Origin of the sequence: Streptomyces soli (assembly GCF_003999195.1) — a bacterium.
GTDB lineage: Bacteria > Actinomycetota > Actinomycetes > Streptomycetales > Streptomycetaceae > Actinacidiphila > Actinacidiphila soli.
This window is the reverse complement of the sequence record NZ_RJVR01000181.1, coordinates 20512-43992: the sequence shown is the minus strand read 5'-3', so window position 1 is coordinate 43992 and position 23481 is coordinate 20512. Positions and strand designations below refer to the sequence as shown.

The following is a 23481-nucleotide window of genomic DNA, read 5'->3' as shown; positions in this document are numbered from 1 at the left end:
CGCCCCTTCCGGCTAGAGCTACGGATCAGAAGGTGACCGTTGCCCGTGGCGTGCCCGTGGGAGGGCACGCCACGGGGAGCCACGGGGAAAGAGCGGCGAGTCGCACACGATCATGCAGATCAGCGTCTTGCCACGTCAGCCACCGGGCGCATACGGGATCTTCCAAACTGGCGACGACCCCGGCACCGGCACGGTCGTGCACCGCACCCTGGTCAGCGTCGAGGTCGTCGACCGGCCTCGTACACCGGGACGCGCAGCCGACCAATCCGCCGCGCGTCGACTACAGCCTCACCTTGCTGGGGCAGGAGACCGCCGAGCGGCTGAGAGCACTCATCGAGCTGGTCGAGCAGCGGATGCCACAGGTGATCGAGGCCCAGCGGCGCTACGACGCGCGCGGCGAGCGCTGACAGCGCGGGCAGTAGTAGCTGGAGCGGTTCATCCACGGCCGACGGCGGATCGGCGTCCCGCAGCGGCGGCAGGGCTCGCCCTCGCGGCCGTACGCGTCCAGAGACCGGTCGAAGTAGCCGGACTCGCCGTTGACGTTGACGTACAGGCTGTCGAAGCTGGTGCCCCCGGCGGCGAGCGCGTCGCCCATCACCTCGCGGATGTGGGTGATCAGCTCGGCGGTGAGGGGGCGGGTGAGGGTCGCCGTCGGACGCTCGTAGTGCAGTCGCGTGCGCCACAGCGCCTCGTCGGCGTAGATATTGCCGACCCCGCTGATCAGCGACTGGTCGAGCAGCGCCCGCTTGATCGTCGTACGGCGACGGCGCAGCGCCGCGTGGAAGGCGCCCTCGTCGAAGGCGTCGTCGAGCGGGTCGGGCGCGATGTGCGCGAGCGGGGCGGGCGCCCCGTCGGGCGTGGTGCCGTGTACCGACAGGCCGCCGAAGGTGCGCTGGTCGACGAAGCGCAGCTCCGTACCGAGGTCGTCCGCGAAGCGCATCCGGATCCGGAGGTGGGTCTCGGGCGGTGCGTGCTCCGGCTGGACGAGGAGCTGGCCGCTCATGCCCAGGTGGGCGAGCAGTGCGGCTTCGCCGTTGAGCGGCAGCCACAGGTATTTGCCCCGGCGGTGCGCCTCGCCGAGGGCCGCCCCCTTGAGGCAGTCCGCGAAGTCCTCCGCGCCGGCGAGGTGGCGTCGTACGGCGCGGGGGTGCTGTACCTCGACTTCCGTGACGGTCCGGCCGCTCACCCAGCGGGCGAGGCCGCGTCGTACGACTTCGACCTCGGGCAGCTCGGGCACGTGCCGTTCCCTTCGGGTTCCGGTGGCCGGGTTGGGCAGGCCCTCCGCCTGAGGCGGACGGCCTGCCCCCAACCCGGACCGTCAGAGGCTGAGCCCTGAGATGGCTCGCCAGGCCGCTTCCGCGGCCTGCTGTTCGGCTTCCTTCTTGCTGCGGCCGGTGCCGGTGCCGTACTCGACACCACCGACGCGGGCGGCAGCCGTGAAGGTCTTCTCGTGGTCGGGGCCTGTCTCGGTGACGACGTACTCGGGGACGCCGAGACTCTCGCTTGCCGTGAGCTCCTGGAGGCTGGTCTTCCAGTCCAGGCCGGCACCGAGATTGGAGGACTTCTCGATGAGCGGGTCGAAGAGCCGGTGGACCAGCTCGGACGCGGCTTCGAGACCCTGGTCCAGGTAGACCGCGCCGATGACCGCTTCGAGGGTGTCCGCGAGGATCGACGCCTTGTCGCGGCCGCCGGTGCCCTCTTCGCCGCGGCCCAGGCGGATGAAGCTGCCGAGGTCGAGGCCACGGCCGACCCCCGCGAGGGCACGCGAGTTGACCACCGCTGCCCGGAGCTTGGCGAGAGTACCTTCCGGGAGGTCGGGGTGGGTGCGGTAGAGCGTGTCCGTGACCACCAGGCCGAGGACGGAGTCCCCGAGGAACTCGAGCCGCTCGTTGGTGGGCAGGCCACCGTTCTCGTACGCGTAGGAGCGATGCGTCAGCGCACGCACCAGAAGGGCGGGCTCAAGCTTGTAGCCGAGCCGCCCTTCCAGAAGCGTGTGGGACGAGGCTGCCGTATCTGACATGGAGCCCGTCACCCGCCGATCAGACCTCGAGGACCTGACGACGGTTGTAGGTGCCGCAGCTCGGGCACGCGATGTGCTGCTGCTTCGGCTCGTGGCAACGCTCGCACGCCACCAGGCTCACGGGCGCAGCCTTCCACTGCGAACGGCGGTGGCGCGTGTTGCTGCGCGACATCTTCCGCTTCGGAACAGCCACGGCTACTTCTCCTGGTTCTCGTCGGCACCCTGGTCGGCGCCGCTCTTCTGAAATTGCTGCAGGGCCGCCCAACGGATGTCGGTGACCTCATGGTGGTGGTCCGGGTCTTCCGCGAGCCGCGCCCCGCATTCGGAGCACAGGCCCGGACAGTCGTCCTGGCACACCGGCTGCAGCGGCAGTTCGAGAACCACCGCGTCACGCAGCACAGGTTCGAGGTCGAACAGGTCGCCCTCGAGGTGGAGTGTGTCCTCCTCCTCGGCGTCGTCACCGGCGTCGGCGGGCTTGATGTGCCCACCGGTCCGGGTGTCGGCGTCGGGGTAGGAGTACAGCTCCTGGAATTCCGTGTCGAGCTCGCGCTCGATCGGCTCCAGACACCTTACGCACTCCCCCGAGAGCGTCGCACTGGCGGTACCCGTGACGAGTACCCCCTCCATGACCGACTCCAGGCGGAGGTCAAGCTGGATGTCCGCGCCCTCGCGGACGCCGATCACCTCGATGCCGAGGTCCTTGGGCGCAGGCACCGTGCGGGAGACCTTCCGCATCGACCCAGGACGACGGCCCAGCTCGTGTGTGTCGAACACGAGAGGGTCGCGGTGGTCGAGGCGGGTGTTCAGGGCTTCCTCTTTCATCGGTGCGGCGTGCACCACCCGTTTCACGGTGGCGGGCACGCCAAAGCGCCGGCGGATTACACGGCTGAGGGATCAGGATACCGGTCCCCTGGGCTCAGCCCAAACCGCGCTCCCTCTCCAGCTCACGGAGCCGGTCCAGGTCGATCATGCCGGTGTCGAAGAAGCTGGTCTCGTCCAGGGCGGGCTGCTGCTGCGGCTGGTAGCCGTACTGCGGCTGTTGCTGCTGGTGCTGCTGCGCGTACGGGTCCTGCTGGTAGCCGTACGCCGGGTCCTGGTAGCCCTGCTGCTGGGCCGCGTAGGGGTCGGCCGCGTACTGGTCCTGCGGCACGTACTGCTGCTGGCCGTACGGGTCCTGCTGCTGCGGGTAGCCGTAGCCGGCGTTCGGGTCGTACTGCTGCTGGTACTCCGCCGGCTGAAGCTGCTGCGGCTGCTGGGGCTGCAGGGGCTGCTGCTGGGCGGGCACCGGGGCGGCGAGGCCGGCCATGTACTCGGCGTCGGTCTGCTCGGCGTGCACGCCGGCCGCGTCCTGGGCCGCCATGTGGGCGCCCAGGTCGTCGGTGGCGCTGTGGCCGGTGAGCTTGAGGCGGCCGCGGCCGACGGCCTCCAGGGTCTTACTGAGCACCGCCTCGAAGGCGCCGAGCTTGGCGTCGACGTAGTCGTCCGCGCGGCGGCGCAGGGTTTCGGGGTCGGTGGAGCGCTCGGGGGCGTCCTCGTCTACGTAGCCCTGCTCGTCGAGGCCGGGGCCGTGCCCGAGGAGCTTCTCGCGGCCGCGGTCGACCGAGTCGATGGTCTTCGTGAGGACCACCTCGAAGTTCGCCAGCTTGCTGTCGACGTAGTCGTCGGCCTCGGCGCGGATCTCCTCGGCCTCGCGGCGGGCCTCGGCGACGATCCGCTCGGCCTCCTCCTGCGACTGCCGGGCGACCTGGGTGTCCGAGATCATGGAGCCGCGTTCGGCGTGCGCGGACTCGATGATCCGCTGCGCCTCGGCACGGGCCTCCTCGACCATCTGCTCGCGACCGCCGAGCAGCGCCTCGGCCTGCGAGAGGGAGTCGGGGAGCGCGGACCGCACATCACCGAGCATGGCGAGCAGCTCAGCGCGGTTGACCACACAGGAGGCCGACATCGGCATCGACCGGGCGGCCTCGACGGCGGCCACGATCTCATCGAGCTTCTTCTGGACGTCCACAGCGAAGAGCCTAGCGCTGCCCGAGCTTGCGATTGAGGGCGTCGAGGACCGTTGGCGGCACCAAGTGCGAGATGTCGCCGCCCCATTGGGCGACTTCCTTGACCAGAGAAGAGGACAGGAAGCTGTAGGTCGGGCTGGTGGGGATGAAGAGGGTCTCGACGCCCGACAGACCGTTGTTCATCTGCGCCATCTGCAGCTCGTAGTCAAAGTCGCTGACCGCGCGCAGGCCCTTCACGATGGCCGGGATGTCGCGCTCCTTGCAGAAGTCGACCAGCAGCCCGTGGAAGGCCTCCACCTGCACGTTGCCGAACTCCGCGGTGACCTCCTCGATGAGGGCGATCCGCTCGTCGACCGTGAACATGCCCTGCTTGGCCTTGTTGATCATCACGGTCACATGCACCACGTCGTACAGCCGGGAGGCGCGGGCGATGATGTCGAGGTGTCCATTGGTGATGGGGTCGAAGGACCCCGGACAGACTGCGCGGCGCAATGGAAACTCCTCGCTCTGCGGGTGCGTCATGACTCGTCGGTAACCTGGGCGGCGCGACCGTACCAAAACGTCCCCTCGCCGTAGCGACGGGCCCTCAGTCCTTCGAATCCCTCGGGCCAGCGGAATTCCCCGCCCCGGGTGCTCCTCTCCACGGTGGCGACCGCGTCCTCGTCCAGCCACCCCCCGGTACGGAGTGTGAGCAGAATCTCGCGGAGCTCGTCGTCCTCCACCGCGTACGGCGGGTCCAGGAAGACCAGGTCGTACGGCCGGGCCGGCGGCGGCCCCGCGACGACCTTCTCGGCCCTGCCGGCCCGCACCTCGGCGCCGGGCAGGCCCAGCGCCCGCACGTTCTCCCTGATGACGCGGGCGGCGCGCGGCTCGGCCTCGACCAGCAGGACGTGCTCCGCCCCGCGCGACAGCGCCTCCAGGCCCACGGCGCCCGATCCGCCGTACAGGTCGATCACCCGGGCCCCGCGCAGGGTGCCGCGCAGCGACTCCCAGGTGGAGAACAGCCCCTCCTTCGCCCGGTCCGAGGTCGGTCTGGTCCCCGTCCCCGGCGGTACGGCGAGGCGGCGGCCACCGGCGGCTCCGGCGATCACGCGGGTCATGTCACGTCCTGAGGGGCTGAGGCGACGTTCTGGCTCAACCACGATACGGCGAGGGCCTGGCCGGTGGATCTCCGTGGGAGAAGGAGCGGGGTCTGGCCAGCCTTCGGCCGGGTGGGGGGGTCCCCCCGGCCGAAGGCTGCGGGGACCCCCAGTGCCAGGGCACGCGACGCCACGGAGATCCACCGGCCAGGCCCTACCCCTTGTCCAGGTACTCCTCGCGGTCGGCGTCCACCAGGCTCTCCAGGGCGCTGCGCAGGTCCGGGTGCCCGGTCAGCTCCGGGTCGGCCGCGACGAGAGCGGTGGCCTCCTCGCGGGCGGCGGCGATCACGTCCTCGTCCTCGATCACGGTGAGCATGCGCAGCGACGACCGGGTGCCGGACTGGGCCTGGCCCAGCACGTCGCCCTCGCGGCGCTGCTCCAGGTCGATACGGGACAGCTCGAAGCCGTCCAGCGTGGCCGCCACCGCGTCGAGGCGGGCGCGGGCCTGGCTGGCCTCGGCCATCTCGCTGACCAGCAGGCACAGACCGGGGGCGGTGCCACGGCCGACGCGGCCGCGCAGCTGGTGCAGCTGGGAGACGCCGAAGCGGTCCGCGTCCATGATCACCATCACGGTGGCGTTCGGGACGTTCACGCCGACCTCGATGACCGTCGTCGCCACCAGGACGTCCACCTCGCCGGCCGTGAAGCGCCGCATCACGTCGTCCTTGGCGTCCGGGTGCATCCTGCCGTGCAGGACCTCCACCCGGAGCCCGGCCAGCGGTCCCTTCACCAGCTGCTCGGCGATGTCCAGCACCGCCAGCGGCGGGCGGCGCTCTGCTTCGTCCTCGGCGGACTTCTTCTTCGGGTCGGCCTCCTCGTCCCCGATCCGGGGGCAGACCACGTACGCCTGGTGGCCGCCCTCGACCTCCTCGCGCACCCGCTCCCACGTACGGGCCAGGAAGTGCGGCTTGTCCTTGGCGGGGACCACATGGGTGGCGATCGGCGAACGCCCGGCCGGCAACTGGTCCAGGACCGAGGTCTCCAGGTCACCGAAGACCGTCATCGCCACGGTGCGCGGAATCGGCGTCGCCGTCATGACCAGCAGATGCGGCGGCTGTCCCGCCTTCGCCCGGAGCGCGTCCCGCTGCTCGACCCCGAAGCGGTGCTGCTCGTCCACCACGACCAGGCCCAGGTCGTGGAACTGCACCTTGTCCTCGATCAGCGCATGGGTGCCCACGACGATGCCGGCCTCACCGGTCACCAGGTCCAGCAGCGCCTGCCGGCGCGCGGCGGTGCCCATGGAGCCGGTGAGCAGCGTCACCTTCGTGCCGTGTTCCGCCCCGCCGAGCATTCCGCCCTGCGCCAGGTCGCCCATCATCTCCGTGATCGACCGGTGGTGCTGCTGGGCCAGCACCTCGGTCGGCGCCAGCATCGCCGCCTGCCCTCCGGCGTCCACGACGGCCAGCATCGCGCGCAACGCCACCAGTGTCTTGCCCGAACCGACCTCGCCCTGGAGCAGACGGTGCATCGGGTGATCCGTCGCGAGGTCTCCGAAGATCTCCCCGGTGACCTTGCGCTGCCCCTCGGTGAGCGTGAAGGGCAGCCGTGCGTCGAAGTCCGTCAGCAGGCCGTCCTTCGCCGCCACGCGCGGCACCGCCGGCAACGCGGACTCCGCCGCCCGCCGCCGGGCCAGCGCCACCTGCAGCACGAACGCCTCGTCCCACTTCAGCCGGTCCTTGGCGTCGTTGACGTCCGCCTTCGTACGCGGCCGGTGGACCTTCTCCAGCGCCTCCGGCAACGGCGCCAGGCCGCGCGCCTCTCGCAGGGCGGCCGGCAACGGCTCGCCGACACCGGCCCATCCGGCCGCGTTCAGCGAGTCGAGGACCACCTCGACGGACTGGGCGATCTGCCACGACGCGAACTGCTTGCACGCCGGATACAGCGGGATCAGCTGGTTCGCGAACGCGTCCACGGCGTCCCGGCCCGCCTCGGCGTCCAGCAACTGGTAATCCGGATGCGCCAGTTGCCGCGTCCGGTTGAACACCGACACCTTGCCGGCGAACATCCCGCGCCGCCCGGGGATCAGGTCCTGCTCCGGTTTGAACACGCCCCGGCCGAAGAAGACCAGCGTCAGCGACCCGCTGCCGTCGGTGACGACCACTTCCAGACGTACGCCCTTGCCCCCGTTGAAGGTCTTCTTCGTCGCCTTCGCGACCTGCGCGACCACGGTGACGTGCTCGTCCAGCGGCAGGTCCGCCAGGCGCGTCAACTCCCCGCGCTCGGCGTAACGGCGCGGGTAGTGGTGCAGCAGGTCGCCGACGGTGTGCAGGTCGAGATGGTCGGCCAGCACCTTTGCCGTGCGGCCGCCGACCGATTTCTTGAGGGATTCGTCCAGGGCAGACATCGGGTCCATCTTTGCGCACGGCGCGGACAATCTGCGTGCGCATGCCCTGTCGGGCGGTGTGCCGGGGGGCGCGTTCTGTTGCCGGTTGGTCGGGGCCGCCGCCGGGCCACCTCCCCCGGACTTCGTCCGGGGGTGCCCCGACCCCACAACGGACAGGGCGCGCTACTCGACGCCGATGAGCAACGGGCAGCCGGCTTCGCCGCCGTGGTAGACGACGGTGTCGACGGCGAGGTAGCCGTCGCGGACATGGGTTTCGAGGCGCTCGGCGAGGTCGGGAGGGGCGGAGGAGCCGAGGACGAGGGTGACCATTTCGCCGCCGGCGGCGAGCATGCGGTCGAGGACGATGGCGCCGGTCTCGACGAGGTTGCCGCCGATGACGGCGACGTCGCCGTCGATGAGGCCGAGGATGTCGCCGGCCTGGCAGATGCCGGCGGAGGTCCAGGACTCGTGCTCGGCGACGCCGAGTTCCGCGTAACGGGTGGCGCCGGCCGCCGAGGTCATGGCGACGACGTCCTCGTCGAAGCGACGGGCGGGCTCGTGGACGGCGAGGGCGGCGATGCCCTGGACGGCTGAGCGGGTGGGGATGAGGGCGACACGGACGCCCTCGGCGCGGGCTTGGTCGGCGGCGGCGCCGGCGCGGAGGTCGGCGTCGTTGGGGAGGAGGACGACCTCGCGGGCGTTGGCGCGGCGGATCGCGTCGGGGATCTCCTCGCCGGAGGCGACGACGACCGCGCCGGCGTCGGCGCAAAGCGCGGCCAGTCCGTCGCCGCGTACGACGGCGACGACCGCGCGCAGCACCCGCTCGCCCCGGGGGGCACTTGCCCGGACCTGGTCGCCGAAGTGGGTGACCTTGATCCGGTAGGGGCGGCCGGCGGCGATGCCGGCCTCGACGGCGGCGCCGACGTCGTCCACGTGGACGTGGACGTTCCACAGCCCGTCGCCGCCGACCACGACCAAGGAGTCGCCGAGGCCGTCAAGGGCTTCCCGCAGGGCAGGGACGGCCGGGTCTGCCGCTTCCAGGAGGTAGACCACCTCGTACGCGGGACCGCCCGGCGTGACGTGCGGATCGCCGTCGGATCCGCAGCCGAAGGGGACGACGGTCCCGATGGGTTCCGTGACTGCCGGAGCGGCCGGCTCCCGGCCGGACAGCGCGTCCGTGAGGGCGCCGAGTACGGCCACGAGCCCGCGCCCGCCGGCGTCCACGACTCCGGCGCGGCCGAGTTCGGCCAGCTGTCCCGGCGTGGCGGCGAGCGCGCCGCGAGCAGCTTCGTACGCGGCCCGGGCCACAGCCAGGTCGTCGCCCTGACCGGCGGCAGCCTCCGCCGCGGCCGCCGCGACGGTGAGCATCGTCCCCTCCACGGGGTGGGCCACCGCCTGGTACGCCGAATCCGCGGCCTCCCGCAGCGCCTCCCCCAGGCCGCCACCGTTCACGAGGACAGCGGTCATGCCGCGCAGGAGTTGGGCCAGGATGGTGCCGGAGTTACCGCGGGCACCGATGAGGGCGCCCTGGGACATGGCTCGCAGGGCCTGCGGGAGGTCGGTGGGGGCGGTGCCGTCGACGGTCGCTTTCAGCGACTCCGCGGCGGACTCGACGGTGAGGTAGAGGTTCGTGCCGGTGTCACCGTCCGCGACCGGGTACACATTGATCGCGTCGATCTCCTCGCGGGCCCGGCCGAGGGCCTGCAGGGCCAGTCGGCACCACGCCCGCACGGCAGCAGCGTCGAGCGTGTGCGTGACGGGCACGTGATCCTCCAGGGGGCCGACTGCGTCGGGCGTCTTCGGGCTGCCACGCACAGTAGCGGGAGGTCCCCGGGCTGGGCTGTCCGGGGCGGAGGGCCCGCTGACCATGGTAGTTTCGTTGCACAGGAGCGGTCGTAGTATGCTGCTCCGGTTGCCCGGGACCAATCTCGGGCCATCCCTCGGATCAACCCGGTCATCAGTTATGGCGTTCGGACACCGCAGGGATTTCACCGTACGTGCATCTGAAGTCTTTGGAGTGACCCGTGGCTGCCAACTGCGACGTCTGCGGCAAGGGGCCGGGCTTCGGCAACAACATTTCGCACTCGCACCGCCGTACTCGCCGTCGTTGGAACCCCAACATTCAGACGGTGCGTGCTGTGGTCGGTCGGACGCCGAAGCGCCTCAATGTCTGCACCTCGTGCATCAAGGCCGGCAAGGTCGCGCGCTGACGTACACGTCGTAGCGCAGCCTTGCGGCTACTCGAAGCCGGCCCACCCTCGTGGTGGGCCGGCTTCTCGCTGTGTCCTCAGGCCCCGGGGAGGCGCCAGGTGTGGTCGACGGGGCCGATGCCGGCGCCCAGGGGGAAGCCGGCCGCGATGGCGCCGGTGACGTAGTGCTTGGCGGCGTGGACGGCGTCGGGGACGTCGAGGCCGCGTGCCAGGTGTGAGGCGATGGCACTGGCCAGGGTGCAGCCGGTGCCGTGGGTGTGCCGGTTGTCGTGGCGGGGGGCGTGCAGCCAGTGCTCCCGGGTGCCGTCGGAGAGCAGGTCGACGGCGTCGCCGGTGAGGTGGCCGCCCTTGATGAGGGCCCAGCGCGGGCCGTACGCCAGGATCGCCGCGGCGGCATCCCGCATGTCGTCCTCGCTGTCCACGGTGACGCCGGTGAGCTGCGCGACCTCGTCGAGGTTGGGGGTGGCGACGGTGGCCAGCGGCAGCAGCCGCGTACGTACGGTTTCCAGGGCCTCGGGCGCGAGCAGCGCGTCGCCGTGCTTGGAGACGCCGACCGGGTCGACGACGACCGGGGCGTCCAGGTCGGCGAGCAGATCGGCGACGACCGCCACCAGTTCGGGGGACGCGAGCATGCCGGTCTTGACGGCCTGGACGCCGATGTCGTCGACGACGGCGCGGTATTGGGCGCGGACGGCTCCGGCGGGCAGCTCCCAGGAGCCCTGGACGCCGACAGAGTTCTGCGCGGTGACGGCCGTGATGACGCTCATGCCGTGCACGCCGAGGGACAGCATCGTCTTGAGGTCGGCCTGGATGCCGGCCCCGCCGCCGGAGTCGGAGCCGGCGATGGTCAGGACTCTGGGCGGGGGCAGGGCGCTCATGCGTCGCCGCCGAAGTGGTCCCAGCCGCCGGCCTTGTCCCAGGGGGCGCCGTCGACGGTGACCTGCGGGGTACCGGCGGCCTTGTGGACCTCACCGATGATCCGCCACCGCGCCGGGAGCTTCACGTCGCGGGGGAAGGCGGCGACGATCGCGTGGTCCTCTCCCCCGGTGAGCACCCAGTGCAGGGGGTCGACGCCGACGGCCTGGCCGATGTCGGACATCTGCGCGGGGACGTCTATGTCGGCGGACTTCAGGTCGATCCGTACGCCGCTGGCCGCCGCGATGTGCCCGAGGTCGGCGACGAGGCCGTCGCTGACGTCGGTCATGGCGGTCGCGCCGAGCTCGGCGGCCGCCGGGCCCGCGTGGTACGGGGGCTCGGGCCGCCGGTGGGCCTCGACGAAGGCGCGCGGGGAACGGAATCCGCGTGACAGGACGGCGAAGCCGGCCGCGGACCAGCCGAGCCAGCCGGTCACGGCGATGATGTCGCCCGGCCGGGCGCCGGAGCGGGTGACGGGCTCACGGCTGCGCAGGTCGCCCAGCGCCGTGATGCAGACCATGATCGTGTCGCCGCGTACGACGTCGCCGCCGGCCACAGCGGCCCCCGCGACCTGGCACTCGTCGCGGATGCCGTCCATCAGCTCGACCGGCCAGGTGACCGGCAGGTCGGCCGGGACGACCAGGGCGAGCAGCACGGCGGTCGGGACCGCGCCCATCGCGGCGATGTCCGCAAGGTTCTGGGCGGCGGCCTTGCGGCCCACGTCGTAGGCGGTGGACCAGTCCCGGCGGAAGTGCCGGCCTTCGATCAGCGCGTCCGTCGTGGCCACCACCCGGCGGTCCGGCGCGGCGATCACGGCCGCGTCGTCGCCGGGTCCGAGCCGTACGGCGGGGCTGGAGGTGAGCCGGGAGGTCAACTCCCTGATCAGCCCGAACTCCCCCAACTCGCCCACGGTCCCCTTCATCTCTTTGTCCCCTTCACCTGGTCATTCCCCTTGCCATGGGCCGTCCGGCCAGGACCGCCGCACGCCGTGCCCGCGCGGGTCTCCCCGTGACGTGCGGCGACGCGGTACCGTAGCGTCCCCTCCCACATGATCCTCGTAGCCGCCCTGGAGGTTCCGTGGTACAGGCGTACATTCTGATCCAGACCGAGGTGGGCAAAGCCTCGGCAGTAGCGGAGGTGATCTCCAAGATCCCCGGAGTCATCCAGGCAGAGGACGTCACCGGCCCGTACGACGTGATCGTGCGCGCCGAGGCCGACACGGTCGACGATCTCGGCCGCCTGGTGGTCGCGAAGGTACAGCAGGTGGACGGGATCACCCGCACCCTCACCTGTCCGGTGGTCCACCTCTGAGTCCTCTCCGGTCCCCCCTTTAGACTCAGCGGGTGATAGTTCGCCGCCCCGGTCTTCCAAGTCGTCGTGCTGTGCTGTTGTCCGTGTCCGCCGTCGCGTGCCTGTCCGCGGCGGCGGTCTACGTTTTCGTCTCCGGCGGGGACGGGGGCGGCAATGTCGCCGTACCGAAGCCTTCGGCGGCGGCCACCGCGATGTGCGGCAAGCTCCACAGCGCCCTCCCGGCCAAGGTCGACGGGCTTCCCCGGCGCACCCTCTCGCCGGCGTCCCGGCTCACCGCCGGCTGGGGCGATCCTACGGTGGTGCTGCGGTGCGGCGTGGCCCGGCCGGCCGTCCTGACCCCGGGCGACAAGACGTACGACCCGACCTCGGACGCGGCCGATGTGAATGGGGTGAGCTGGCTCATCCAGAAGCTCGACGATGGATACCGGTTCACGACTACGGGGCGGAAGACCTTCGTCGAGGTGACGGTGCCGGCGAAGTACGCGCCGGAGGTCAATCCGCTGACGGATTTGGCGGCGGCGGTGAAGCGGTCGGTGCCGACCGAGCTTTAACCGGGACCCCGGCCACCCACCATCTGGGTGCGCGCCGTTGCCGGGTGCGGGCGGGTTGGGCCGTCCTCCCCCAAAGCTTCCTTGGGTGGGGGAGGACGGCCTACCCCCAACCCGCCGGCGGAGCCGTCAGCGCAGGCCGGTCGGGCGACGCAGAGCGGCTTGGATGAGGCGGTCGACGAGTTCGGGGTAGGAGACGCCGGATTCCTGCCACATGCGGGGGTACATGGAGATGGGCGTGAAGCCGGGCATGGTGTTGATCTCGTTGATGACGAACTCGCCGGTGTCCAGGAGGAAGAAGTCGGCGCGGACGAGGCCCTCGCAGGAGGCGGCTTCGAAGGCGGCGACGGCGAGGCGCTGGACTTCGGCGGTCTGCTCGGGGGTGAGGGGTGCGGGGACGACGCCTTCGGCGGAGTCGATGTACTTGGCCTCGAAGTCGTAAAAGGCGTGGGCACTGACCGGCGGGATCTCGGCGGGGACGCTGGCGCGGGGGCCGTCCTCGAACTCGAGGACGCCGCATTCGATCTCGCGGCCGCGCAGCAGCGCTTCGACGATGACCTTGGGATCGTGGCGGCGGGCTTCCTCGATCGCGTCGTCGAGACCGGAGAGGTCGTCGACCTTGCTGATGCCGATGGAGGAGCCGGCCCGCGCGGGCTTCACGAAGAGCGGCCAGCCGTGTTCGCCGGCGAGGTCGACGATCTTCTTGCGGGCGGCGGCGGGATCGTTCTCCCATTCGCGGGGGCGGATCACCGTGTACGGGCCGACGGGCAGCCCGAAGGAGGTGAAGACCCGCTTCATGTACTCCTTGTCCATGCCGACGGCCGACGCGAGGACGCCGGAGCCGACGTACGGCGTGCCGGAGAGGTCGAGCAGGCCCTGGAGGGTGCCGTCCTCGCCGTACGGGCCGTGCAGCATGGGGAAGACGACGTCGACCTCGCCGAGGACCTTGGGCACGGAGCCGGGTTCGGCGTAGACGACCTCGCGGTTGCCTGGGTCGACCGGGAGCAGGACGGAGCCTTCATCGGCTTCGGCGAGCTGGTCGACGCTGGGGTGGCGCCGGTCGGCGATGGCCATCCGCTCGGGGTCGTCGGCGGTCAGCGCCCACCGGCCGTCTGTGGTGATGCCGATGGGCAGCACGTCGTATTTCGTACGGTCGATGGCGCGCAGAATGGCTCCGGCGGTCACGACGGAGACGCCGTGCTCGGAGCTGCGGCCGCCGAAGACGACCGCGACCCGCGGCTTGCTGTTCGAAGAAGGCTGGTTGCTCATGTCGCGTTGACCCTACCGTCTCAGCGCTCCGACTTGGCGGACCGGGACAGCAGCTCCTTGACGGCGACCGCGGGCGACTTGCCGTTGTGGACGATGTCGACGACGGTCTCGGTGATCGGCATGTCGACGCCGTGCCGGCGCGCCAGATCGGCCACGGATTCGCAGGACTTGACGCCCTCGGCGGTCTGCTTGGTGGCCACGATGGTCTCCTCCACGCTCATCCCGCGCCCCAGGTTCGTACCGAAGGTGTGGTTGCGGGACAGCGGCGAGGAGCAGGTGGTGACCAGATCACCCAGCCCGGCCAGACCGGAGAAGGTGAGCGGGTCGGCGCCGAGGACGAGGCCGAGGCGAGTGGTCTCGGCGAGGCCGCGCGTTATCAGCGAGCCCTTGGCGTTGTCGCCCAGGCCCATGCCGTCGGCGATGCCGACGGCGAGGCCGATGACGTTCTTGACGGCGCCGCCGAGTTCACAGCCGACGACGTCGGTGTTGGTGTACGGGCGGAAGTACGCGGTGTGGCAGGCCGCCTGCAGCCTGCGGGCCACCGCCTCGTCGCGGCAGGCGACCACCGAGGCGGCGGGCAGCCGGGCGGCGATCGGCTTGGCGAGGTTGGGGCCGGACAGCACGGCGACGCGCTCGGGGCCGGCCTTGGCGACCTCTTCGATGACCTCGCTCATCCGCTTGGCGGTGCCGAGTTCGACGCCCTTCATCAGGCTGACCAGGACCGAGTCCGGCGGCATCAGCGGCGCCCACTCCGCCAGGTTGCCGCGCAGCGTCTGCGACGGTACGACGAGGAACACGAACTCGGCGTCGCGGGCAGCCTCGGCGGGGTCGGTGGTGGCCCGGATGGAGGCCGGCAGTTCGATGCCCGGCAGGTAGTCGGGGTTGGTGTGGGTGGTGTTGACGGCTTCCGCCACTTCGGGGCGGCGGCCCCACATGGTCACCTCGGCGCCGGCGTCGGCGAGCACCATCGCGAAGGCCGTGCCCCAGGAGCCGGTTCCGTACACCGCGCAACGCGTAGTCACTTGGAGATCCCTTTCTGCTTGCGCGGGTCGAACCGTACGGCGGGCGCGGGCTTGCCGCGCAGTTCGGAGAGTTGCGCGCTGATTGCCGCCATGATGACGTCGGTCACTTCCCTCAGCACGTCGGGGGTGGGGTCGAGCCCGTAGTACGCGCCGAGGTCGACCGGCGGTCCCGCGATGACCTTGAGGGTCTTGCGCGGGAGCAGGTGCAGCTTGCCGTAGGGCGGCAGCGCCTCGTTGGCACCCCACTGCGCGACGGGGATGACCGGGGCCTTCGTCATCAGCGCGACCCGGGCGACACCGGTCTTGCCGACCATGGGCCACAAGTCGGGATCCCGGGTGAGGGTGGCCTCGGGGTAGAAGGCGACGCACTCGCCGCGGTTGACGGCGTCGACGGCGGCGCGGAAGGCGTTGGCGGCGTCCGTGGACTCGCGGAAGACGGGAATCTGGCCGGTGCCGCGCAGCATCATGCCGACGAAGAAGACGTCGAAGAGGGTGGCTTTCGCGAGCAGGCGCGGAACGCGTCCGGTGTTGTACTGGAAATGCCCGTACGACAGAGGGTCAAGGGCGGAGTTGTGGTTCACCGCGGTGATGAATCCGCCGTCGGCCGGAATGTTCTCCATTCCACGCCAGTCCCGCTTGAAGAGGAGAACAAGCGGCGGTTTCGCGATGACGGCTGCGAGCCGGTACCAGAAGCCGATTCTGCGGCGGGACACCAGAACATCCTCCTCGTTCCGCCGCCTGCCCGGGGTCTCCGGGCCGCGGCCACTGTGTACGGCTGCGCCATGTGCGGGTGGCGCAGCCGCACAAGTGTCGCCCGTACGCCCACCGTAACGCCAGGGGCGCCGGTCGCCCCCGACCCGGTTGGCGCGAGCACAATAGTTCGGTGTCTACATGGTCCCTGGTGGTCCCGCTCAAGCCGCTCGCCGTCGCCAAGAGCCGCCTCGCAGACTCGGCGGGGCCGGTGCGGGCCGGGCTGGCGCTGGCGTTCGCCCAGGACACGGTGGCCGCGGCGCTGGTCTGCGCGGCGGTGCGGGATGTGACTGTGGTCACCGACGATCCGCTGGCCGGTACGGAACTGGCTGCCCTCGGTGCGTACGTCCTGCCTGACGACCCGGCGGCGGGCCTCAACGCCGCCCTGCGGCACGGTGCGGATGCCGTGCGGGCGGCCCGGCCCGGTGCCGCCGTGGCGGCCCTCAACGCCGATCTCCCCGCCCTCCGGCCCCAGGAGCTGCGCCGGGTGCTCGACGACGCGGCGGCGGGCGCCGGGCGGGCCTTTCTGGCCGACGCGGCCGGTGTGGGGACGACCCTGCTGGCCGCCGCCCCCTGGGTGTCGCTGGCTCCCGGCTTCTCCGGCCCCTCGCGCGCCCGCCACCGCGCTTCCGGGGCCCGCGAGATCGGCCTGTCCGGCGTGGACTCCGTCCGCCAGGACGTGGATACGCCGGCGGATCTGCGCGCCGCGCTCCTGCTGGGCGTCGGGCCCCGTACGGCCGCCACGGCGGCACGGCTGGAGTTCGAGGACCAGCGGCTAGGCTGAACCGCATGCAGGCGACCGCGTATACGTACGACCCCGACAGCCGTGAAGGCAGTGTGCTGCTCGACGACGGCACGCCGCTGCCGTTCGACGCGGCGGCCTTTGACGCCGGCGGCCTGCGGCTGCTCCGGCCCGGTCAGCGGGTCCGGATCCGTACCGAGGGAAGCGGTGACGGTCGCCGCGTGGTCTTCCTGACCCTGCAGACCTTCCCGGACCCGCAGAACTGAGCCGGCCGCCCACCGCCGTGGTGCGCGCCCGTCGCCGGGTGCGGCCGGGTTGGGCTGGAGCTGGAGCCCGAACGCACCGCGGGCCGAGCTCCAGTGAGGAGCCCGGCCCGTCGCGGCCTGCGGAGGGTGCCCCCGGCTCGACGGATGGGGGCACCTCCCAGCCGCCAGGCTGGTGGGGGCGCCCCCGGACGGAGTCTGGGGGAGAGAGTCCGTCGCAGCCGTCCCGAAGCCCGCGAAGCGGGGCGAGGTCGGCGTCGAGGATCGGTGACCCGGTCCGTCGCGGCCTGCGGGGTAGGGGAACTCCCGGAGGGCTAGCGGTTGGCGGTGCGCTTGCTGGCGGACTTGCGCGCGGAGGTCCTGGCCGGGGCCTTCTTGGCGGTGGCCTTCTTGGCCGGGGCGGTCCGCTTGGAGGTGGCCTTCTTGGCCGTGGCCTTCTTGGCCGTGGTCTTCTTGGCCGTCGTGGTCTTCTTGGCCGTGGTCTTGGCCGCCGTGGTCTTCTTCGCGGCGGTGGTCTTGGCCGCCGTGGTCTTCTTCGCGGCGGTCCTCTTGGCGGCGGTGGTCTTCTTCGCGGCCGCCTTCTTCATGGTGGCCTTGGCGGTGACGCCGCCGGTCAGGCTGCCCTTGGGCGCCTTCTTGACCGAGACCTCGCCGCCGCGGGGGAGCTTCTTCGTACCGCTGACCAGGTCCTTGAAGCCCTGGCCCGCGCGGAAGCGCGGCACCGAGGTCTTCTTGACCCGGACCCGCTCCCCGGTCTGGGGGTTGCGGGCGTAGCGGGCCGGACGCTCGACCTTCTCGAACGAGCCGAATCCGGTGACCGAGACCCGGTCCCCGGCGACAACCGCGCGGACGATCGCGTCCAGGACCGCGTCCACCGCTTCGGCGGCGGCCTGCCGACCGCCGACCTTGTCGGCAATCGCTTCAACGAGCTGCGCCTTGTTCACGTCTTCCCCTTCGGAAACTTGCCCGGCGATTGAGTTCGGGCTTTTTCGCACGCTAGGCGGATATATACCGCAAATCAAATACGAAACGGGCGAATCACCCTTGTGCCGCAACGAACTCGGCGCTCAGGAAGGGCCTTGATCGGGGAATCGGCCTTCATCGAGGTCCTTCATCAGAGCATCCAGACGCCTTGCCGCACCTGCGAGATCGTGCTTCGCGGCAGCGGTGATGACGAGGAGCTTCCGGCTCAACTGCACCCGGATCTCCTCGGACACTTGCAGACCCGCCACTCGGGTGTGGGCCTGCTTCAACCTGGCAGCGAGGGACGCGTACAGCGTGAGTTGGTGTTCGCGTTCCATGTGCCGATTGTGTCATCTGGGGTGAGTTGTCGCCCAGGACGGGGCCGAACAAGCAGCAGCGCCCCCTGCCGGTCGGCAGGGGGCGCTGCGTTATGTGCCAGGTCAGACGTGCAGAGTCCGCGGCTTGAAGGAGGGCCGCTTCGCCTCGTACGCGGAGATGTCGGCCTCGTTTCCGAGCGTGAGGCTGATGTCGTCCAGGCCGTTCAGCAGCCGCCAGCGGGCGTTGTCGTCCAATTCGAAGGGGGCCGTGATGCCTGCGGCGCGTACCTCGCGGGATTCGAGGTCGACGGTGATCTCGGCGGTGGGGTCGGCCTCGGTGAGCTTCCAGAGCTGTTCGACGGTCTCCTGCGGGAGGATGACGGTGAGCAGGCCGTTCTTCAGCGAGTTGCCGCGGAAGATGTCGGCGAAGCGGGAGGAGATGACCGCCTTGAAGCCGTAGTTCTGCAGGGCCCAGACGGCGTGCTCGCGGGAGGAGCCGGTGCCGAAGTCGGGGCCGGCGACCAGGACGGTGGCGCCCTTGCGCTCGGGCTGGTTGAGGACGAAGGACGGGTCCTTGCGCCAGGCCTCGAACAGGCCGTCCTCGAAGCCGTTGCGGGTGACCTTCTTCAGCCAGTGGGCCGGGATGATCTGGTCGGTGTCGGCGTTGCTGCGGCGCAGCGGCACAGCCCGGCCGGTGTGGGTGGTGAACGCTTCCATCTGCTCTTCCTTCACTGCGGTAATGTGCTCAGCGCAACACGGGCAGGGCTTGTCCGTCGCGAAGCCGTACAAGCTGAGCGAGAAGCCCCTTCGGGGGAGGAGTCACGACTGCTCAGGCCTCCAGGCCCGATTCGGCAGTGAGATCAGCGGGCGAGGCCAGGTGGCCGAGTACCGCAGTGGCGGCCGCGACCTGCGGGGAGACCAGGTGGGTGCGGCCGCCCTTGCCCTGCCGTCCCTCGAAGTTGCGGTTGGACGTGGACGCGGAGCGCTCGCCAGGGGCGAGTTGGTCGGGGTTCATGCCCAGACACATCGAGCAACCCGCGTGCCGCCATTCGGCGCCGGCGGCCTTGAACACCTTGTCCAGGCCCTCTTCGACGGCCTGCAGCGCGACTCGTACGGAACCCGGCACGACCAGCATCCGTACCCCGTCGGCGACCTGGCGGCCCTCCACGACGGCGGCGGCGGCGCGCAGGTCCTCGATACGGCCGTTGGTGCAGGAGCCGAGGAAGACGGTGTCGACCTTGACCTCGCGCAGCGGCGTACCGGCGGACAGCGCCATGTACTCCAGGGCCTTCTCGGCGGCCATGCGGTCGCTGGGGTCGGCGAAGGAGGCGGGGTCCGGGACGATGGCGCTCAGCGGGGCGCCCTGGCCCGGGTTGGTGCCCCAGGTGACGAACGGGGAGAGCGCGGCGGCGTCGATGACGACCTCGGTGTCGAAGACGGCGTCCTCGTCGGTCTTCAGGGTCTTCCAGTACGCGACGGCGGCGTCCCAGTCCTCGCCCTTGGGCGCGTGGTCGCGGCCCTCGAGGTAGTCGAAGGTGGTCTGGTCCGGGGCGATCATGCCCGCGCGGGCACCGGCCTCGATCGACATGTTGCAGATGGTCATCCGGGCTTCCATCGACAGCTTCTCGATGGCCGAGCCGCGGTACTCGATGACGTAACCCTGGCCGCCGCCGGTGCCGATCTTGGTGATGATCGTCAGGATCAGGTCCTTGGCGGTGACGCCCGCGGGCAGTTCGCCGTCGACGGTGATCGCCATGGTCTTGAAGGGCGCCAGCGGCAGCGTCTGGGTGGCCAGTACGTGCTCGACCTGCGAGGTGCCGATGCCGAACGCCAGCGCGCCGAAAGCACCGTGGGTGGAGGTGTGGCTGTCGCCGCAGACCACCGTCATGCCGGGCTGAGTCAGGCCCAGCTGCGGGCCGACGACGTGCACGACGCCCTGCTCGACGTCGCCCAGCGGGTGCAGACGGACGCCGAACTCGGCGCAGTTCTTGCGCAGCGTCTCCAGCTGGGTGCGCGAGACCGGGTCGGCGATCGGCTTGTCGATGTCGAGGGTCGGGGTGTTGTGGTCCTCGGTGGCGATGGTGAGGTCCAGACGGCGCACCGGGCGGCCGTTCATCCGCAGGCCGTCGAAAGCCTGGGGGCTGGTGACCTCGTGGATGAGGTGCAGGTCGATGTAGAGGAGGTCGGGCTCGCCATCGGCGTGCCGGACGACGTGATCGTCCCAGACCTTTTCCGCGAGTGTCCTACCCATCGCTGTCCCTCCGACCGGCCGCATTGCCGGCCAACTCGTCCGATGCCGTGGCTCTCCGGCCCTTGTGGGGGTGGGTGCCAAAGCTCTGTGCTTCAAGCCTGACGCGTTCTACGGAAAATTGAACTTGCGTTTCACAGAGTGAGACGCGAGTATCGTTGCATGGACAACAGTAGTGGCGTCGGCGTTCTCGACAAGGCGGCTCTGGTGCTCAGCGCACTCGAGTCCGGCCCGGCCACCCTGGCCGGGCTCGTGGGCGCCACCGGCCTGGCCCGCCCCACGGCGCACCGACTGGCGGTCGCCCTGGAGCACCACCGTATGGTCGCGCGGGACATGCAGGGTCGATTCATCCTCGGGCCGCGCTTGTCCGAGCTGGCCGCGGCGGCCGGCGAGGACCGCCTGCTCGCCACGGCGGGCCCCGTTCTCACGCACCTGCGGGACGTCACCGGCGAGAGTGCGCAGCTCTACCGCCGCCAGGGCGACATGCGGATCTGCGTGGCCGCCGCCGAGCGGCTGTCCGGCCTGCGGGACACGGTCCCGGTCGGCTCCACGCTGCCGATGAAGGCCGGTTCCGCCGCGCAGGTCCTGATGGCCTGGGAAGAGCCCGAGCGGCTGCACCGCGGCCTCCAGGGCGCCCGCTTCACGGCCACCGCGCTTTCCGGCGTACGCCGCCGTGGCTGGGCCCAGTCCATCGGCGAGCGCGAGCCGGGCGTGGCGTCGGTCTCGGCGCCCGTGCGCGGCCCCTCCAACCGCGTCGTGGCCGCCGTCTCCGTCTCCGGGCCCATCGAGCGGCTGACCCGCCACCCGGGCCGTATGCACGCCCAGGCCGTCATCGACGCCGCCGGGCGGCTCTCCGAGGCCCTGCGGCGCAACGGCTAGGGCCGGTTATGCGGCGGCCAGGCGGTCCCTGGCGCGCTCGCCGCGCCGGCCGACCGGGATGACGCCGGTCACCGCCGCGAGGCCGAAGGCGGGCATGTCCGCGTAGATCGCCTCGTACGAGCCCGCGGGGACCAAATACGTCTCGTGCCAGATGCCTACATGGCCCTTGCCGACGCGTGCGTAGCGGTTGAAGGCCGTCCAGGCGGGGCGATGCTGCTGGTCCTGGTCGGCGGCGTAGGCGAGCAGCTTCTCCTTGGACTCCCAGTACTGGACGACGTAGAAGATCCTCGGGCCGCCGCTCAGCAGGCGGTAGCCGAGCAGGCCTGCGGCCTTGTCCTTGGACAGTTCCCGCAGCATGCGCGGCATGGCCTGGAAGACCGGGAACCAGCTGCGCGGCGCCCGGAAGTGGTTGATCCGCATCCCGATGTGAAAGACGACGATGTCGCCTTCGGCGGCGGCGGTCTGGCGGCCCGGTATCGGCTTGGCGCTCATGGTGGATCCCCCTGTGCGGCGTGATCGACACGTTGGATAGCATCGCTATCCATGCTTGGATAGTGACACTCCCCAACGGAAGGTGCAAGAGGAATGCGACTGGCGGAGTTGAGCGAGCGCAGCGGGGTGTCCACCGCCACGATCAAGTACTACCTGCGCGAGCGGCTCCTACCGCCCGGCCGCCGCGTCACCGCCACCCAGGCCGAGTACAGCGAGGAGCATCTGCGCCGACTCCGGCTCGTACGGGCCCTGATCCAGGTCGGCCGGGTGCCGGTGGCCACCGCCCGCGAAGTGCTGACCGCGGTGGAGGACGACTCCCTGGACCAGCACATGCGGATCGGCGCGGCGGTGTGGTCCCTGCCGCACGGCCCCGAGCCGGCGGAGGACGATCCGGCCACCGAGACCGCACGGCGCGAAGTCGACCGCCTGCTAGAAGAGTTGGACTGGGGCTTCAGCCGCGCCGTCGCCGCCCTCTCCCCCGCCTACCGGATGCTGGTCTCCGCGGTCGCCGCCCTGACGCGGCTCGGATACCCCTGCGACGTCCAGTATTTGACCGCTTACGCCCACATCTCCCGCCAACTGTCCGTCCACGACCTGGACTTGATCGAGGAGTACGCGACCCCGCTGGAGAAGGTCGAGGCCGCCGTGATGCTGACGGTGCTCTACGAACCCGTGCTGCTGAGCCTGCGGCGCCTGGCCGAGGCCGAGGAGTCGAACCGGCGCTTCGGAGAGGGCAAGAAGGGCGAATAGCAGGAAGGGCCCGGCGCCAGTGGCGTCGGGCCCTACTTGTTGCGTACCCCCGACCGGATTCGAACCGGCGCTACCGCCTTGAGAGGGCGGCGTGCTAGGCCGCTACACAACGGGGGCTAGCTGAGCTGTACTACAGATGCTGTGCTGGGGTACCAGGACTCGAACCTAGACTAAATGAACCAGAATCACTCGTGCTGCCAATTACACCATACCCCATGGTGTGTCAAGTACCCCCGACCGGATTCGAACCGGCGCTACCGCCTTGAGAGGGCGGCGTGCTAGGCCGCTACACAACGGGGGCCCTAGCGAAGTCCCGTACGGGACCAGTACCCCCGACCGGATTCGAACCGGCGCTACCGCCTTGAGAGGGCGGCGTGCTAGGCCGCTACACAACGGGGGCTTGCACTGCGAAAGCGATGCGCTGGGGTACCAGGACTCGAACCTAGACTAACTGAACCAGAATCAGTCGTGCTGCCAATTACACCATACCCCACCAAAACTCAACCCCCACTCTGGGGGGTTTCCTTTGGTTACGCTTCCCGGTCCGGCCTTTTGGCCCGCTCGGGCGGCGCAGGAAGAACATTACCCGATCGGAGACGGGGCTCCAAAACGGGTATCGGCCGTCAGGAGCGCGGGCAGTTGCCCCAGGTCCGTGATACGCCGCAGGTCGGGCGGGGCGGGCGCCCGGCCCGCCCGGTCCAGCCAGACGCCGAAGAGGCCGGCCGCGTCGGCGCCGCGGGCGTCGGTGTCGGGTTTGTCACCTACGTACGCCACCTCGCGCGGCGGCAGCCCGAGCGCGTCGCAGGCGGCGAGGAAGGCCCGGGGGGAGGGTTTGGCGTGGCCGAGTTCGTCGGAGCAGAGCAGGCACTCGAAGCGGTCGCGGAGGCCGAGCCGGCGGAGCTTGGGTTCCTGCTGGGCCACGCTGGAGTTCGAGAGCACGCCGTGCCGGTAGCCGGGGGTCAGCGCGTTCAGGGCCGGCAGGACGTCCGGGAAGGCCGTCGCGGCGGACGCCTCGAAGTGCGAGCGGTAGCCGGCGAACCACGCGTCCGCCTCGGCGTCGCCCATGGAGCGGCGGCCCAGGAAGTCCCGGGCCCGCTCGCGGCGCTGCTCGGCGAAGGTCAGCTCGCCGGCGATGAAACGGCCGTAGTGAAACTCCATCACCTCGCGCCAGAGGCCGAGGGCCTGCTCGGCGGATTCGTACCCGTCGAGCAGGCCCTCGGCCCTGAAGTGCGCCAGCGCGCCGTCGCGCTCGGCCCCGGTGTAGTCGAAGATCGTGTCGTCGATGTCCCAGAACACGGCGCGGATCGGCACCGC

Annotated in this window: 26 protein-coding genes, 5 tRNA genes and 2 pseudogenes; 8 read left to right on the top strand and 25 right to left on the bottom strand. The window is 70.7% G+C overall.

Going from position 1 to position 23481, the window contains the following annotated elements; all coding sequences use genetic code 11:
* Positions 1-233: 233 nt before the first annotated feature.
* Positions 234-407: pseudogene (locus EFK10_RS50275) on the top strand (winged helix-turn-helix transcriptional regulator); the annotation flags it as partial.
* Here EFK10_RS50275 and mutM read toward each other — a convergent pair.
* The 9 genes and pseudogenes from mutM to EFK10_RS16515 all read right to left on the bottom strand — a co-directional run bounded on the left by mutM (position 383) and on the right by EFK10_RS16515 (position 9357).
* Positions 383-1237 carry a bifunctional DNA-formamidopyrimidine glycosylase/DNA-(apurinic or apyrimidinic site) lyase gene (gene mutM / locus EFK10_RS16555; protein WP_127356456.1) on the bottom strand — a complete coding sequence of 285 codons (855 nt, stop codon included), beginning with the start codon at positions 1235-1237 and terminating at the stop codon, positions 383-385. The pseudogene EFK10_RS50275 and the gene mutM overlap by 25 nt on opposite strands.
* Positions 1238-1336: 99 nt before the next feature.
* A pseudogene (gene rnc / locus EFK10_RS16550) lies at positions 1337-2020 on the bottom strand (ribonuclease III); the annotation flags it as partial.
* 19 nt (positions 2021-2039) lie between these two features.
* A complete protein-coding gene (rpmF, locus tag EFK10_RS16545) occupies positions 2040-2213 on the bottom strand; it encodes a 50S ribosomal protein L32 (RefSeq protein ID WP_026251550.1) in 174 nt (57 codons plus the stop codon).
* A gap of 2 nt (positions 2214-2215) precedes the next feature.
* The gene (locus EFK10_RS16540; RefSeq protein WP_127356455.1) at positions 2216-2842 is read right to left on the bottom strand and encodes a YceD family protein; all 627 of its coding nucleotides are present in this window, start codon (positions 2840-2842) and stop codon (positions 2216-2218) included.
* 94 nt (positions 2843-2936) lie between these two features.
* The gene (locus EFK10_RS16535) at positions 2937-4028 is read right to left on the bottom strand and encodes a cell division initiation protein (protein WP_127356454.1); all 1092 of its coding nucleotides are present in this window, start codon (positions 4026-4028) and stop codon (positions 2937-2939) included.
* 10 nt (positions 4029-4038) lie between these two features.
* Positions 4039-4518, bottom strand: coding sequence for a pantetheine-phosphate adenylyltransferase (gene coaD, locus EFK10_RS16530; RefSeq protein WP_240677261.1), 480 nt, complete (start codon positions 4516-4518; stop codon positions 4039-4041).
* A 26-nt stretch (positions 4519-4544) separates the two neighbouring features.
* A complete protein-coding gene (gene rsmD / locus EFK10_RS16525; protein WP_127356452.1) occupies positions 4545-5126 on the bottom strand; it encodes a 16S rRNA (guanine(966)-N(2))-methyltransferase RsmD in 582 nt (193 codons plus the stop codon).
* A 193-nt stretch (positions 5127-5319) separates the two neighbouring features.
* Positions 5320-7518 carry an ATP-dependent DNA helicase RecG gene (gene recG / locus EFK10_RS16520; RefSeq protein WP_206305472.1) on the bottom strand — a complete coding sequence of 733 codons (2199 nt, stop codon included), beginning with the start codon at positions 7516-7518 and terminating at the stop codon, positions 5320-5322.
* Positions 7519-7671: 153 nt separating this feature from the next.
* Complete coding sequence (locus EFK10_RS16515; RefSeq protein WP_127356450.1) at positions 7672-9357, bottom strand: DAK2 domain-containing protein; 1686 nt, start codon at positions 9355-9357, stop codon at positions 7672-7674.
* A 155-nt stretch (positions 9358-9512) separates the two neighbouring features.
* Between EFK10_RS16515 and rpmB the strand changes: the two genes are divergently transcribed.
* A complete protein-coding gene (gene rpmB, locus EFK10_RS16510; RefSeq protein WP_014628431.1) occupies positions 9513-9698 on the top strand; it encodes a 50S ribosomal protein L28 in 186 nt (61 codons plus the stop codon).
* Positions 9699-9775: 77 nt separating this feature from the next.
* Here the strand turns inward: rpmB and thiD are convergent, their stop codons facing one another.
* Positions 9776-10576 (bottom strand): bifunctional hydroxymethylpyrimidine kinase/phosphomethylpyrimidine kinase, encoded by an 801-nt coding sequence (gene thiD / locus EFK10_RS16505; protein ID WP_127356449.1) that lies wholly within the window; start codon positions 10574-10576, stop codon positions 9776-9778.
* A complete protein-coding gene (locus tag EFK10_RS16500; protein WP_127356448.1) occupies positions 10573-11535 on the bottom strand; it encodes a thiamine-phosphate kinase in 963 nt (320 codons plus the stop codon). Before EFK10_RS16500 ends, thiD begins: the two co-directional genes overlap by 4 nt.
* A gap of 155 nt (positions 11536-11690) precedes the next feature.
* Between EFK10_RS16500 and EFK10_RS16495 the strand changes: the two genes are divergently transcribed.
* Positions 11691-11924, top strand: a complete 234-nt coding sequence (locus tag EFK10_RS16495) for an Lrp/AsnC family transcriptional regulator (RefSeq protein WP_127356447.1) — start codon at positions 11691-11693, stop codon at positions 11922-11924.
* Positions 11925-12007: 83 nt separating this feature from the next.
* On the top strand, positions 12008-12475 hold the full coding sequence (locus EFK10_RS16490; RefSeq protein WP_127356446.1) for a DUF3515 domain-containing protein: 468 nt from the start codon (positions 12008-12010) through the stop codon (positions 12473-12475).
* A gap of 126 nt (positions 12476-12601) precedes the next feature.
* Here the strand turns inward: EFK10_RS16490 and EFK10_RS16485 are convergent, their stop codons facing one another.
* Genes EFK10_RS16485 through EFK10_RS16475 form a run of 3 tightly spaced genes read right to left on the bottom strand, consistent with a single transcriptional unit; the run spans position 12602 to position 15476 of the window.
* Complete coding sequence (locus EFK10_RS16485) at positions 12602-13741, bottom strand: D-alanine--D-alanine ligase family protein (protein WP_127356445.1); 1140 nt, start codon at positions 13739-13741, stop codon at positions 12602-12604.
* A 20-nt stretch (positions 13742-13761) separates the two neighbouring features.
* On the bottom strand, positions 13762-14763 hold the full coding sequence (locus tag EFK10_RS16480; RefSeq protein ID WP_127356444.1) for an NAD(P)H-dependent glycerol-3-phosphate dehydrogenase: 1002 nt from the start codon (positions 14761-14763) through the stop codon (positions 13762-13764).
* Positions 14760-15476, bottom strand: coding sequence for a lysophospholipid acyltransferase family protein (locus EFK10_RS16475; protein WP_127356443.1), 717 nt, complete (start codon positions 15474-15476; stop codon positions 14760-14762). Before EFK10_RS16475 ends, EFK10_RS16480 begins: the two co-directional genes overlap by 4 nt.
* Before the next feature lie 170 nt (positions 15477-15646).
* Between EFK10_RS16475 and cofC the strand changes: the two genes are divergently transcribed.
* Together cofC and EFK10_RS50270 are read left to right on the top strand one after the other, a co-directional pair.
* Positions 15647-16297, top strand: coding sequence for a 2-phospho-L-lactate guanylyltransferase (gene cofC / locus EFK10_RS16470; RefSeq protein ID WP_240677255.1), 651 nt, complete (start codon positions 15647-15649; stop codon positions 16295-16297).
* Positions 16298-16302: 5 nt separating this feature from the next.
* Positions 16303-16521 (top strand): hypothetical protein, encoded by a 219-nt coding sequence (locus EFK10_RS50270; RefSeq protein ID WP_240677254.1) that lies wholly within the window; start codon positions 16303-16305, stop codon positions 16519-16521.
* A 311-nt stretch (positions 16522-16832) separates the two neighbouring features.
* On the opposite strand, the gene EFK10_RS16465 is transcribed toward EFK10_RS50270, so the two are convergent.
* From EFK10_RS16465 to leuC, 4 genes are all read right to left on the bottom strand, one after another.
* Positions 16833-17462 carry an HU family DNA-binding protein gene (locus tag EFK10_RS16465; RefSeq protein ID WP_127356442.1) on the bottom strand — a complete coding sequence of 210 codons (630 nt, stop codon included), beginning with the start codon at positions 17460-17462 and terminating at the stop codon, positions 16833-16835.
* A gap of 123 nt (positions 17463-17585) precedes the next feature.
* Positions 17586-17819 carry an SCO5555 family protein gene (locus EFK10_RS16460; RefSeq protein WP_127356441.1) on the bottom strand — a complete coding sequence of 78 codons (234 nt, stop codon included), beginning with the start codon at positions 17817-17819 and terminating at the stop codon, positions 17586-17588.
* Between the two features lie 102 nt (positions 17820-17921).
* The gene (gene leuD / locus EFK10_RS16455; RefSeq protein ID WP_127356440.1) at positions 17922-18515 is read right to left on the bottom strand and encodes a 3-isopropylmalate dehydratase small subunit; all 594 of its coding nucleotides are present in this window, start codon (positions 18513-18515) and stop codon (positions 17922-17924) included.
* 112 nt (positions 18516-18627) lie between these two features.
* Positions 18628-20049 (bottom strand): 3-isopropylmalate dehydratase large subunit, encoded by a 1422-nt coding sequence (gene leuC, locus EFK10_RS16450; RefSeq protein ID WP_127356439.1) that lies wholly within the window; start codon positions 20047-20049, stop codon positions 18628-18630.
* Positions 20050-20208: 159 nt separating this feature from the next.
* On the opposite strand from leuC, the gene ndgR reads away from it, so the two are divergent.
* Positions 20209-20925: an IclR family transcriptional regulator NdgR gene (gene ndgR, locus EFK10_RS16445; protein WP_127356438.1), complete on the top strand. Its 717-nt coding sequence runs from the start codon at positions 20209-20211 to the stop codon at positions 20923-20925.
* Positions 20926-20931: 6 nt separating this feature from the next.
* Here ndgR and EFK10_RS16440 read toward each other — a convergent pair whose 3' ends face one another.
* Positions 20932-21417, bottom strand: coding sequence for a DUF4188 domain-containing protein (locus EFK10_RS16440; protein WP_127356437.1), 486 nt, complete (start codon positions 21415-21417; stop codon positions 20932-20934).
* Between the two features lie 93 nt (positions 21418-21510).
* Between EFK10_RS16440 and EFK10_RS16435 the strand changes: the two genes are divergently transcribed.
* Positions 21511-22167, top strand: a complete 657-nt coding sequence (locus EFK10_RS16435) for a MerR family transcriptional regulator (RefSeq protein WP_127356436.1) — start codon at positions 21511-21513, stop codon at positions 22165-22167.
* A gap of 44 nt (positions 22168-22211) precedes the next feature.
* On the opposite strand, the gene EFK10_RS16430 is transcribed toward EFK10_RS16435, so the two are convergent.
* The 6 genes from EFK10_RS16430 to EFK10_RS16405 all read right to left on the bottom strand — a co-directional run bounded on the left by EFK10_RS16430 (position 22212) and on the right by EFK10_RS16405 (position 23478).
* Positions 22212-22284 (bottom strand) — tRNA-Glu (locus EFK10_RS16430).
* A gap of 27 nt (positions 22285-22311) precedes the next feature.
* A tRNA-Gln gene (locus EFK10_RS16425) sits at positions 22312-22383 on the bottom strand.
* A 12-nt stretch (positions 22384-22395) separates the two neighbouring features.
* Positions 22396-22468 (bottom strand) — tRNA-Glu (locus EFK10_RS16420).
* Between the two features lie 26 nt (positions 22469-22494).
* A tRNA-Glu gene (locus EFK10_RS16415) sits at positions 22495-22567 on the bottom strand.
* 21 nt (positions 22568-22588) lie between these two features.
* Positions 22589-22660, bottom strand: a tRNA-Gln gene (locus tag EFK10_RS16410).
* An 89-nt stretch (positions 22661-22749) separates the two neighbouring features.
* Entirely contained in the window at positions 22750-23478 is a 729-nt protein-coding gene (locus tag EFK10_RS16405; RefSeq protein ID WP_127356435.1) for an HAD family hydrolase, read from the bottom strand.
* Positions 23479-23481: the final 3 nt, after the last annotated feature.